Annotated in this window: 10 protein-coding genes and 1 pseudogene; all 11 read left to right on the top strand. The window is 35.2% G+C overall.

The window, feature by feature from the left end; translation table 11 throughout:
• Positions 1 to 594 (top strand): FliA/WhiG family RNA polymerase sigma factor (locus GZ63_RS0102455; protein WP_029266515.1); only part of this gene is annotated, 594 nt, incomplete at its 5' end.
• Positions 595 to 611: 17 nt separating this feature from the next.
• Entirely contained in the window at positions 612 to 1,055 is a 444-nt protein-coding gene (locus GZ63_RS0102460) for a DUF6115 domain-containing protein (protein WP_029266517.1), read from the top strand.
• A 166-nt stretch (positions 1,056 to 1,221) separates the two neighbouring features.
• The gene (rpsB, locus tag GZ63_RS0102465; RefSeq protein ID WP_029266519.1) at positions 1,222 to 1,989 is read left to right on the top strand and encodes a 30S ribosomal protein S2; all 768 of its coding nucleotides are present in this window, start codon (positions 1,222 to 1,224) and stop codon (positions 1,987 to 1,989) included.
• Between the two features lie 100 nt (positions 1,990 to 2,089).
• Positions 2,090 to 2,974 carry a translation elongation factor Ts gene (gene tsf / locus GZ63_RS0102470; protein WP_029266521.1) on the top strand — a complete coding sequence of 295 codons (885 nt, stop codon included), beginning with the start codon at positions 2,090 to 2,092 and terminating at the stop codon, positions 2,972 to 2,974.
• A gap of 109 nt (positions 2,975 to 3,083) precedes the next feature.
• The gene (gene pyrH, locus GZ63_RS0102475) at positions 3,084 to 3,806 is read left to right on the top strand and encodes a UMP kinase (protein ID WP_029266523.1); all 723 of its coding nucleotides are present in this window, start codon (positions 3,084 to 3,086) and stop codon (positions 3,804 to 3,806) included.
• A 3-nt stretch (positions 3,807 to 3,809) separates the two neighbouring features.
• A complete protein-coding gene (gene frr / locus GZ63_RS0102480; RefSeq protein ID WP_029266525.1) occupies positions 3,810 to 4,367 on the top strand; it encodes a ribosome recycling factor in 558 nt (185 codons plus the stop codon).
• A gap of 230 nt (positions 4,368 to 4,597) precedes the next feature.
• Complete coding sequence (locus tag GZ63_RS0102485) at positions 4,598 to 5,350, top strand: isoprenyl transferase (RefSeq protein ID WP_029266527.1); 753 nt, start codon at positions 4,598 to 4,600, stop codon at positions 5,348 to 5,350.
• 16 nt (positions 5,351 to 5,366) lie between these two features.
• Positions 5,367 to 6,155 carry a phosphatidate cytidylyltransferase gene (locus tag GZ63_RS0102490; RefSeq protein ID WP_029266528.1) on the top strand — a complete coding sequence of 263 codons (789 nt, stop codon included), beginning with the start codon at positions 5,367 to 5,369 and terminating at the stop codon, positions 6,153 to 6,155.
• 140 nt (positions 6,156 to 6,295) lie between these two features.
• Positions 6,296 to 7,555 (top strand): RIP metalloprotease RseP, encoded by a 1,260-nt coding sequence (gene rseP, locus GZ63_RS0102495; protein WP_029266529.1) that lies wholly within the window; start codon positions 6,296 to 6,298, stop codon positions 7,553 to 7,555.
• A gap of 131 nt (positions 7,556 to 7,686) precedes the next feature.
• Positions 7,687 to 11,984 (top strand): annotated as a pseudogene (locus GZ63_RS17030) (PolC-type DNA polymerase III).
• A 285-nt stretch (positions 11,985 to 12,269) separates the two neighbouring features.
• The gene (gene rimP / locus GZ63_RS0102510) at positions 12,270 to 12,740 is read left to right on the top strand and encodes a ribosome maturation factor RimP (protein WP_029266535.1); all 471 of its coding nucleotides are present in this window, start codon (positions 12,270 to 12,272) and stop codon (positions 12,738 to 12,740) included.
• The last annotated feature ends 13 nt before the right edge of the window (positions 12,741 to 12,753 follow it).

A 12,753-nucleotide genomic window follows, 5' to 3' on the forward strand; every position in this document is an offset into this window, starting at 1 on the left:
TTGAAAAGTTTCGGTTTAATGGGACTGTACGATGCTTTAAATAAATTTGAAACCAAACGTAATTTGAAATTTGATACGTATGCTTCATTTCGTATTCGTGGAGCAATTATAGATGGACTACGCAAAGAGGATTGGCTACCTAGATCGCTCAGAGAAAAAACCAAAAAGATTGAAAATGCTTCGGAAAAGTTAGAACAAAAATATCAAAGGGAGCCTACTTCAGAGGAAATTGCAAAACAGTTAGGAATCACTTCTCAGGAGGTTGAAAAACTTATAAACGCTTCTCTATTTGCTAATGTTTTGTCCATTGATGAAACCCCAAAGGGTTCCACCGCTGAGGGAATTGGTTATTCAATTCCAGATAATATCTCAGTTTCACCCGATGAACGTCTCGTAAAAAATGAAAAGATAAAGGAATTAATAGCAGGAGTGAAAGAATTAAACAAAAATGAACAAATGATAATAAGCCTTTTTTATCATGACGAATTAACATTTACAGAAATCGGTCAAGTATTAGGTTTAACAACTTCGAGAATCTCCCAAATTCATAAAAAAGCAATATTCAAACTGAGAAAAATACTAAAGGAAATATAATAAATAGAAGGGATTATATGACAATACTCTTACTTATAGTAAGCTTCATGTTACATTTAATGGCTTTGATTGCGATTTATCAACTATCCAAGCAAATACAAATGAAAAAACAGGTGAGCACAGGTGATATTTTTGCTCTATTTGAAACGTATCTAAATGAAATTAAAGATGAAAATAGACGTTTACAACAAGCATTAAATGCACATACACCAAAAAGTGAGGGCGCCCCTCCCGCTTCTTCAGATAATATAGCTATACAGAATCAAAATGCTACCAAACCGAAAGAAGTATTATGTGATAATAAACTTGATAGCTATGAGCCATCCTTAAAAGTTCAAGTCCTTCATCGCTACCACCAAGGCTCTACAATAGAAGATATAGCTAGGGAATTGAATTGTGGAAAAACAGAAGTAGCCCTGATGATAAAGTTACATAAAAAAAATAACAGATATACTTGCTAGGTCTTAACGCATATGATATATTTATTTATGGTGTAAACGCAATGTTCGTTATCATATGAGCATTAACAACACACGTTTAGTGATTTATATTTGTGGTGCCATGGAAATGGTCGTAGTATAAAAAGGATCTAAACGGAGGTAAAAAACCATTTAGGAGGAAAAGTATATGTCAGTAATTTCAATGAAGCAATTATTAGAAGCTGGTGTACATTTCGGACATCAAACTCGCCGCTGGAATCCAAAGATGAAAAAATACATCTTTACTGAGCGTAATGGTATTTATATCATCGACTTGCAAAAAACAGTTAAAAAGGTTGACGAAGCATACAAGTATGTAAAAGAGATTGCAGCAAATGGCGGTACGGTTCTGTTCGTAGGTACAAAGAAACAGGCGCAGGATTCTGTCCGTGACGAAGCTACACGTTCAGGTATGTTTTATGTTAATCAACGTTGGTTGGGTGGTACGTTAACAAACTTCCAAACAATCCGTAAACGTATTAATCGCCTTAAAGATATTGAACGTATGGAAGAAGATGGCACATTTGATGTGCTACCGAAAAAAGAAGTAGTTAATTTATTAAAAGAAAAAGATCGTTTAGTGAAGTTCTTAGGTGGAATTAAAGAGATGAATAAGCTACCAGATGCTTTATTTGTTATCGATCCACGTAAAGAACGAATTGCGATCGCTGAAGCACATAAATTAAACATTCCGATCATCGCGATGGTTGATACAAACTGTGACCCTGATGAGATCGATTATGTTATCCCCGCAAACGATGATGCAATCCGTGCAGTTAAATTAATGACATCAAAGATGGCCGATGCTATTTTAGAAGTGAAACAAGGGGAAGAAGTAGAAGAGGTAGAAAAAGAAGAAACAGAAGAAGCTACCCAAGAAGAATCTGGTGAGAAAGTAGAAGCAAGTAAAGAGTAGATTTACAGAAACAGGTGATAAGGGGGATAAGCCTTTTATCACCTTTTTTAAAGGAACATTACGATAAAGGAAGCATTTTATTTAATTAGGAGGATGTATAATGGCTATTACTGCGAAAATGGTTAAAGAATTACGTGAAAAAACAGGTGCAGGAATGATGGACTGTAAAAAAGCTTTACAGGAAACGGATGGGAATATTGACAAAGCAATTGATTTCTTGCGTGAGAAAGGAATTGCAAAAGCTGGAAAAAAGGCTGATCGTATAGCGGCAGAAGGAGCCACATATGTTGAAATAGATAATAACACTGCGGTTCTGTTAGAGGTGAATTGTGAAACAGATTTTGTTACAAAAAACGACCAATTCAAAAAACTATTAGCTGAACTTGGCAAGCATATTGTTAAACAAAAGCCTAACGATGTTGAAGAAGCTCTACAACAACCGTTACATGGTGAAGGAGATACGCTTGAAACATATATTAAATCAGTTGTTGCTACAATTGGAGAAAAAATTTCTCTACGTCGCTTCACTTTATTAAATAAAACAGACAATGATGCTTTTGGTGCATATCTGCATATGGGCGGACGTATCGGTGTACTTACAATGCTTGAAGGAACTACAGAAGAAAATGTTGCAAAAGATGTTGCAATGCATACGGCAGCAGTAAATCCACGCTATATCTCACGTGATGATGTACCATCAGAAGAGGTTGATCGTGAGCGTGAAGTATTGAAAACACAAGCCCTAAATGAAGGTAAACCAGAAAACATAGTAGAAAAAATGGTTGAAGGACGTTTAGGTAAATTCTTCGAGGAAATTTGTTTGTTAGAACAAAACTTTGTTAAAGATCCTGATATGAAGGTGAAGAAGTTTGTTGCAGATAAAGGAGCTACAGTAAAATCATTTGCGCGTTATGAAGTTGGAGAAGGAATGGAAAAACGTGAAGATAACTTTGCAGAAGAAGTTATGAACCAGATGAAAAAATAATGCCATAAATAGGGAACGTATTGTTCCCTATTTCTAAACCATTATAGAAATCTCTGTTTTTAAAATTGTCATTTTCAAAAAACAAGATAAAGTTTTTATGGAGGTTATTATGACAGCAGCGCAATACCGTAGAATCGTATTAAAATTAAGCGGAGAAGCTTTGAGTGGTGAACAGGGATATGGTATCGAGCCAGCAATTATTCAATCGATAGCGTCCCAAGTCAAAGAAGTAGCTAAACTAGGAGTAGAAATAGCCATTGTAGTAGGCGGGGGGAATATTTGGCGCGGTAAAGTTGGAAGTGAAATGGGTATGGACCGTGCAACCGCTGATTATATGGGTATGCTGGCAACGGTCATGAATTCACTTGCACTTCAGGATAGCTTGGAAACAATGGGTATCCCGTCCCGTGTCCAGACTTCAATAGAAATGCGTCAAGTCGCTGAACCATATATAAGGAGGAAAGCAATCCGACACCTGGAAAAGAAACGTGTAGTCATTTTTGCTGCAGGCACAGGGAATCCATATTTTTCAACAGATACAACTGCTGCATTAAGAGCTGCAGAGATTGAAGCAGAAGTAATCTTGATGGCGAAAAATAACGTTGATGGTGTATATACGGAGGATCCAAAGATTAATAAGAATGCACAAAAATATAGTAGTCTTTCCTATATGGATATGTTAAACGAAGGACTTGGGGTTATGGATTCAACTGCCTCTTCATTGTGTATGGACAACGACATTCCATTGGTTGTGTTTTCAATTACTGAGAAAGGTAATATAAAAAGAGTCGTGCAAGGTGAATTAATTGGAACAACTATTAGGGGGAAATAAAAAATGTCAGATTCAATTATAAAACAAATGCGTGATAATATGAAGGATGCAGTGCAGGCGTATTCCCGAAATTTAGCTACTGTAAGAGCTGGCCGAGCAAACCCAAATATTTTAGACAGTGTCGTTGTTGAATATTATGGAGCAGCAACACCATTGAATCAATTAGCTACGGTTTCGGCTCCGGAAGCAAGATTACTCGTTATCACACCCTTTGATAAATCCGCAATAAATAATATTGAAAAAGCTATTCAAAAAGCTGATCTTGGATTGGCTCCTTCAAGTGATGGAAATGTCATTCGTATCAATATACCAGCACTAACGGAAGAAAGAAGAAAAGAGTTAGTAAAAGTAGTAGGTAAATACGCAGAAGAAGCACGTGTACAAGTACGTAACCAGCGTCGTGAAGCAAATGATCAGCTGAAGAAGATGGAAAAAGATAGTGAACTCACTGAAGATGAATTACGCAATTCACAAGATATAGTACAAAAGGAAACAGACTATTTCGTTGGCGAAATTGATGATCTGGCTAAAACGAAAGAAAAAGAAATCATGGAAGTGTAATTCGAATGAAAATTTTTTTATACTTTTTATGTTGAATTTATGAATACTAAAAGTGTAAAATAGGAATGAACAGCCCTCTTGTTTAAGGGGGCTTTTATTTCTTATGAGTATAAATGATTTTAATGATTTATCCTAAACAGAAAAAGCAGTTATATAATTTTACTACAATCATAAAAATAGTAAGTGAAGAGAATCGTATATAAGGATAATCAACATATTCGGAGGACAAAATGAAACTTCCATTTTTTAAAAAAAAACAGGTAAAAATAGAAGAATCTCAATTTGATAATATACCAAACCATGTCGCTATTATAATGGACGGGAATGGACGCTGGGCAAAAAAACAAGGACTCCCAAGAATAGCTGGTCACAAAGAGGGTATGGATGTTGTGAAAGAAATTGTGGTAGCTGCATCTACTCTTGGAATTAAAATTCTTACCCTATATGCATTTTCTACAGAGAACTGGAAGAGACCTAAATCAGAAGTTGACTTTCTGATGAAGCTTCCAAAAGAATTTTTACATATCTATTTACCAGAGATGATTGAGAATAATGTGAGAATCGAAACAATTGGTGAATTTAATGCATTACCAACCCATACAAAAGAAGCTATAAACTATGCGAAGGAGAAAACGAAAAATAATAATGGATTATTATTAAACTTTGCTTTAAACTATGGGAGTAGGTTTGAAATAGTACGTGCAATAAAGCATATTATGTCCGATATAAATACATCAGATATTACAGCTGAAACATTAGATGAAGAAACTGTTTCCCGGTACTTATACACGGATGGTTTAACAGATCCGGATTTATTAATTCGGACGAGTGGCGAGCAACGTTTAAGTAATTTTTTATTATGGCAGCTTGCTTATTCTGAATTTTGGTTTACTGAAGTACTATGGCCGGATTTTAATAAAGAAATATTTGAAAAAGCTCTCCATGATTATCAGCAACGCAAACGAAGATATGGAGGCATATAAGGTGTTGAAATTATAGATGAAACAGCGAATTCAAACGGCAATCTTGGCTCTTATTGTGTTTTTACCCTTAGTTATATATGGAGAATGGCCATTTACATTATTTGTTTATTTTTTGTCTACGCTAGCTTTAGTTGAGCTAATACAAATGCGAAAGCTATCTGGCCACGTTATTCCATTTATTTTAGCGACAGCTCTTGTATGGATTATTTTATTACAGATGCCTAGCGGTGCTATACCCGGAGTATGGTTTACAATAATAGAAGCTATCGTCTTAATTGTTGTGCTATTATTAGGGTATACGGTACTTGCAAAAAATACATTTACTTTTGATGATGCCGGTTTTATGCTGCTCGCAGCTATATATGTTGGTATAGGATTTAACTACTTAATTGAAACACGTGCTGCAGGTTTAAATTATATATTCTTTGTATTATTCATTATTTGGGCGACAGATACAGGTGCATATTTTTTTGGTCGTGCATTTGGAAAAAGAAAACTATGGCCAATTATTAGTCCGAATAAAACAATTGAAGGTGCTATTGGCGGCGTCATCAGTGCATGCATTGTTGGTGTTATATTTCATTTAATTTATCCATTTGACTTCTCTATGATCATTATTCTTGGAGTTACAGTGTTTATTTCTGTTTTTGGACAAATAGGCGATTTAGTCGAATCCGCATTTAAACGTCACTACGATGTGAAAGATTCAGGTAAAATATTACCTGGACATGGTGGTATTTTAGATCGGTTGGACAGTTTATTATTTGTTTTACCTTTGATACATTTCATCCATTTTGTAAGCTAAAAAGGAGATATTCTTGAATGAAACTAAATAATAGAGTTAAAATAAAGGAATGGTACATATATTTATCAATCGAAAATGTATAGATAAATAGCAGATGAGAAGAAAATTTTTCCTACACTGAATAAAGGAAGGTGCTTCTTTTGAACACAGTTATTGCATTTGTATTTATGTTTGGGCTACTTGTGTTTATTCATGAGTTCGGCCATTTGATATTTGCAAAACGTGCGGGAATGCTGGCACGAGAATTTGCTATCGGCTTTGGTCCGAAAATATTTTCTTTTACGAAAAATGAGACTGTATATACAATCCGCCTGTTGCCTATTGGAGGATATGTGCGTGTTGCAGGGGAAGACCCTGAAATTGTTGAATTAAAACCTGGACATCATATTGGGCTTGAATTTAATGACGAAGGCAAAGTGAAGAAAATAATAGTAAATAATAAATCCAAACATCCAAATGCGCGAGTAATAGAAGTAGAACACGTAGATCTAGACCATCAATTAGTTATTGAAGGTTACGAAATTGATGAATATGATGAAAAGTTGAGTTTTAAAGTGGATGAGAAGGCCTTTTTTGTAATGGATGAAATGGAGACTCAAATTGCTCCTTATGATCGACAGTTTGCATCAAAAAGTGTAGGAAAAAGGGCGATGCAATTATTTGCAGGTCCAATGATGAATTTTCTGCTAGCGATTGTTATCTTTATTATATTAGGACTCATTCAGGGGGTTCCTGTTGAAAATGCAAAACTTGGTGAGGTACAATCAGGAAGTCCAGCAGAGGAAGCAGGCTTTCAAGATGGTGACGAAATTATTGAAATAGAAGGTAATTCCATTTCCACTTGGGAAGAATTTACTACGATTGTAAGAGAAAGTCCCGAAGAAGAGTTGGATATGACGTTAGAACGCAATGGCGAAGCGATAACAACGACCGTAACACCAAGACTAAATGAAATTGAAGATATGGAAATTGGCCAAATTGGCGTTTATCAAGCCTTTGAAAAGTCATTTTTTAAAACATTTAAGTACGGTTTTGAACAAACATATGAAACAACAAAATTAATATTAACAAATCTCGGTATGCTGATCACTGGCCAGTACTCTCTTGATATGTTATCAGGTCCAGTAGGGATTTATGATGCTACAGACCAAGTTGTTCAAACCGGATTTATGAATTTCTTAATGTGGACAGCAATGTTAAGCATTAATTTAGGAATCGTTAATTTAGTTCCTTTGCCAGCATTAGATGGAGGACGACTGTTGTTTGTTGGATTAGAAGCGGTTCGGGGTAAACCGATCGATCCACAAAAAGAAGGTATTGTCCATTTTATCGGGTTTGCCTTATTAATGCTTTTAATGCTCGTTGTCACATGGAACGATATACAACGGCTATTTTTATAAAGGAAAACTAGAAGGAACCCTTGTCGTTATAAAGACAAGGGTTTTATAATTAATGATGGTTAGAGTAATAAATACAAAAAAATGCTCTTTTATTTTATACTTATTTGTAAGCTGTAACAGGAGGAAAATAAATGGATATAACAAAAAAAGAAAAAATGAATTTGTTGTTAAAACAGCTGCAAGTATCTGAAGAGTTGGTAGAAAAACACTTCAAATCCAGTGAACTTATAAAGCTTGAGGTATATAAGGAAACCAAAACATGGCATTTTCATATTCATATAAAGCAAATACTACCAGCCCATGTTTATCAAATAATTATTTTAAAACTTCAAGAAACATTTCAGCAAATTGCAACAGTGGACTTGTCATTATATACGGAAGACAAATCTTGCGATGAACAAACGATAAGTGATTATTGGCAATGTTTTATTCAATCAATATCCAATTTATCTCCGGCCTACAAAGATTTAGTTCAAAATCAGATCCCGAAAGTTAATAATAATAACATTATGTTAACAGCGAGAAATGAAGCAGAAAGTGCAGCCTTAAAAAAAACGATTGGAAAAACCATTTCGTGCTTTTTGTAAAAAAAATTGGGGCTTCTAATTATTTGCTGGATATTACGGTGAAAACAGAGGAGATTGATATTCAGAAATTTAGAGAAAAAACCGCATTAGAAGACCAGCAATTAGTGTTAAAAACAGTTCAAGAAAAAGAAAAGCGTGATCAAGAAAAGGCTAAAAATGACAGTAAAACGAAAAATCTTATGCTTGGATATAAAATTAATGATGAACCTTTTCAAATGGAAGAAATTCAAGATGAAGAACGTCGTGTGACTGTGCAAGGGTATGTTTTTGATGTTGATATACGAAAGTTACGCTCAGGCAGAAGTTTATTAATTGTAAAAGCGACTGATTATACAGATTCACTGCAAATTAAAATGTTTTCAAAAGGCGATGAGGATGCGGCCGATTTTGAACTTGTTAAAAAAGGGATGTGGATCAAGGCTAGAGGAAGTATCCAAACGGATATGTACACGAATGAATTAGCAATGATGGCTAATGATATTCATGAAGTAAAGGTGGAACAACGGCAAGATACTGTATCCGAAGATAGTAAAAGAATAGAGTTACACGCTCATACAACAATGAGCCAATTAGACGCAGTTGTTTCACCGACCCGTCTTATTGAACAAGCAGCTCAATGGGGGCATAAAGCAATAGCAATTACAGATCATGCTGCAGTACAAGGTTTTCCTGAAGCACACAATGCAAGTGAAAAAAATAACATAAAGGTAATTTATGGGGTAGAAGCGAATTTGGTCGATGATGGTGTGCCAATTGCTTATAATGAACATGATATTGACTTAAATACAGGCACATATGTCGTTTTTGACGTGGAAACAACAGGACTCTCTGCTGTTTACGACACGATTATTGAACTTGCTGGTGTTAAAATACACCAAGGAGAGGTGATAGATCGTTTTGAGTCATTTGCTAACCCACATCATCCATTATCAGAAACGACAACAGAATTGACAGGAATTACAGATGATATGGTTAGAGATGCGCCAGAGGTTGATGAAGTATTAAAAGATTTTCATGCATGGATGGGAGAAAGTATATTAGTTGCTCATAATGCGAGCTTTGATATTGGCTTTCTAAATCAGGGATTTAAAAAAATAAATTATGAAAAAATAGAAAATCCTGTAATTGATACATTAGAATTAGCTAGGTTTTTAATTCCAGAATTAAAAAATCACAGGTTGAATACGTTGTGTAAACATCTTGATATTGAATTAACACAGCATCACCGTGCTATATATGATGCCGAGGCTACAGGTTATTTATTGTGGAAGTTAGTCCAGCGACTGCTAGAAAAAGAAATAACAAATCATAATCAATTAAATAAACATATAGGTGAAGGAAATGCATACCAGCGCTCACGCCCTCATCATTGCATTTTACTTGCTAAAAATCAGGAAGGTTTAAAAAACCTTTATAAACTTGTTTCTTATTCTCATATTAATTACTTTTACCGTGAACCACGAATCCCACGGTCTTTATTGCAAAAATTACGCAGTGGCATTCTTGTTGGTTCTGCATGTGATAAAGGGGAAGTATTTGAAACAATGATGCAAAAATCAGCTGAAGAGGCAGAAAAAGTAGCTGAATTCTATGATTATATCGAAGTACACCCTCCAGCTAATTATATTCATTTAGTTGAAAAAGATCTTGTACAAAACGAAGCTCAAATTTTAGATATAATTACTAAAATAGTAGCAATGGGCAAACGATTGAATAAAACTGTTGTAGCAACCGGGAATACACATTATATAAATTCTCATGAAAAATTATATCGGAGAATATTAATTGCATCCCAGAAAGGAAATCCGTTAAATAGGCAAACACTTCCTGATACACCATTTTATACGACAAATGAAATGCTGGAATGCTTTAAATTTTTGGGTGAAGCGTTAGCAGAGGAGATCGTTGTAAAAAATACACACCATATAGAAACGCTAATTGATGAGGTATCGCCTGTAAAAGAAGATCTATATACACCGAATATCGAAGGTGCTGATCAAGAAATCCGTGATCTTTGCTATGGAAATGCAAAAGCAATTTACGGGGAAGAAGTGCCGGAAATTGTTACACAGCGTTTGGAAAAGGAATTATCAAGTATTATTGGCCATGGGTTTGCCGTGATTTATTTGATTTCGCATAAATTGGTAAAAAAATCTTTAGATGATGGTTACCTAGTAGGTTCTAGGGGGTCTGTCGGATCTTCTTTAGTAGCTACACTGACGGAAATAACGGAAGTCAATCCTTTACCGGCTCATTATGTTTGTTCACACTGTCATTATAATGAGTTTTTTACAGATGGCTCGGTAGGTAGCGGTTTTGATTTACCTGATAAAAATTGTCCAAATTGTAACCATGCTTTAACAAAAGATGGTCAAAATATTCCATTTGAAACATTTTTAGGGTTTAAAGGGGATAAGGTCCCGGATATTGACCTTAATTTTTCTGGCGAATACCAGCCAAGAGCACATCATTATACAAAAGAATTGTTTGGTGAAGACTATGTGTACCGTGCAGGAACAATAGGCACGATTGCTGAAAAAACGGCTTATGGATATGTGAAAGGGTATGCTTCAGATAAACAACTTGTTTATAAAAATGCTGAAGTTGATCGATTAGTACAAGGATGCACAGGGGTTAAACGGACGACTGGACAGCATCCAGGTGGAATCATCGTTGTTCCGGAAAATAAGGAAATTTATGATTTTACACCGATACAATACCCAGCTGATGATCGCAAGAGCGAGTGGAGAACAACCCATTTTGATTTCCATTCCATTGATAATAATTTATTAAAGTTAGATATCCTTGGGCATGATGATCCTACGGTAATTCGTATGCTTCAAGATTTAAGCGGTATTGATCCGAAAACAATACCAACGGATGATCCAGAAGTAATGAAAATATTTTCCAGCACTGAATCGCTTGGCGTTACGCCAGAACAAATTAATTGTAAAACAGGAACGTTAGGTGTACCTGAATTTGGTACACGATTTGTACGGCAAATGCTTGAAGATACAAAACCGAATACATTTGCAGAGCTAGTCATCATTTCTGGTCTATCACATGGTACGGATGTGTGGCTGGGAAATGCACAGGAATTAATTAATGATGGTATCTGTGAACTGCCAGATGTTATTGGTGTACGTGATGATATTATGGTCTATCTTATGCAAAAAGGATTAGATTCCTCCTTAGCGTTCAAGATTATGGAATTTGTGCGTAAAGGAAGAGGACTGCAAGATGAATGGATTGTTGAAATGAAGAAGCATGATGTTCCAGATTGGTATATCGAATCATGCAAAAAGATAAAATATATGTTCCCAAAAGCCCATGCTGCGGCATACGTTTTAATGGCCGTTCGTATTGCATACTTCAAGGTTCACCATCCGATTCTTTTTTATGCGGCTTATTTTTCTATCAGAGCTGGTGATTTTGAATTAGATACAATGGTGAAAGGTTCAGATGCTATTAGACAGCGAATTGAAAATATCATAGCAAAAGGGAATGACGCACCTCCCAAAGAGAAAAGTTTGCTAACCGTATTAGAGGTTGCATTAGAAATGTGTGAACGCGGTTTTTCTTTTCAGCGTGTGGATTTGTATAAGTCAAAGGCTACAGAATTCATTGTGGAGGGAAATACACTGATTCCACCATTTAACGCTGTTGATGGTTTAGGAACAAATGCAGCAATCAACATTGTGAAGGTTAGAGAGGATGGAGAATTTTTATCGAAAGAAGATTTGCGAGAGCGAAGTAAAATTTCGAAAACAGTTCTTGCGTTTTTAGATAAACATGGATGTTTAGAAGGAATGGCAGAAAAGAACCAGCTGTCTCTATTTTGATCAGCCTTTGCTTATATCTTATTTGATTACTTATCAATTTCAGATAGCTGTAAACTTTCAAACCGTCCATCTTGCATCTGCCCTTTTCTTATGATATAGTTTTATTGGTAAGTAATGAAACGGATTTATAAGAGTGGGCGGACCCCACTCTTTCTTGATAGGAAGCTTTGAGTCACCCCTTGCCACGAATTACGGCAAGGGTTTTATAATTAAAAAATACTTATATGAAAATTTACTTTGATGTACATAATAGATACTAAACAATTAAATAAAGGAGGATAACAGTTGTCTTCGAAAGTAGTCGAAATTACTGAAGAGTTGGTGCAGCCTATACTAAAGGAACATAATCTTGAGTTAGTGGATATTGAATATGTAAAAGAAGGAAAAGACTGGTTTTTGCGCGTTTTTATTGATAAAGAAGGTGGTATTGATATTGCGGAATGTGGAGCTGTATCAGAATTATTAGGTGAAAAATTAGATGAAAAGGATCCTGTAAAAGATGCTTATTTTTTAGAAGTATCATCTCCTGGTGCAGAACGTCCATTAAAAACGAAGGAAGACCTTGCAATGAATATAAATAAAAACATTCATGTGAAACTATATGCACCAATCAATGGTGAGAAAGAATATGAAGGTTTATTGAAGGAATTTTCAAATAACTTAGCTACAATCGAATATAAAGATAAAGCAAAAAAAAAGCAAGTTGAAATACCGTATGAAAAGATTGCTAAAGCAAGATTAGCTGTAGCATTTTAAAGGGGGAAATTAC

It is taken from the genome of Virgibacillus alimentarius (genome assembly GCF_000709085.1).
Lineage (GTDB): Bacteria > Bacillota > Bacilli > Bacillales > Amphibacillaceae > Virgibacillus_B > Virgibacillus_B alimentarius.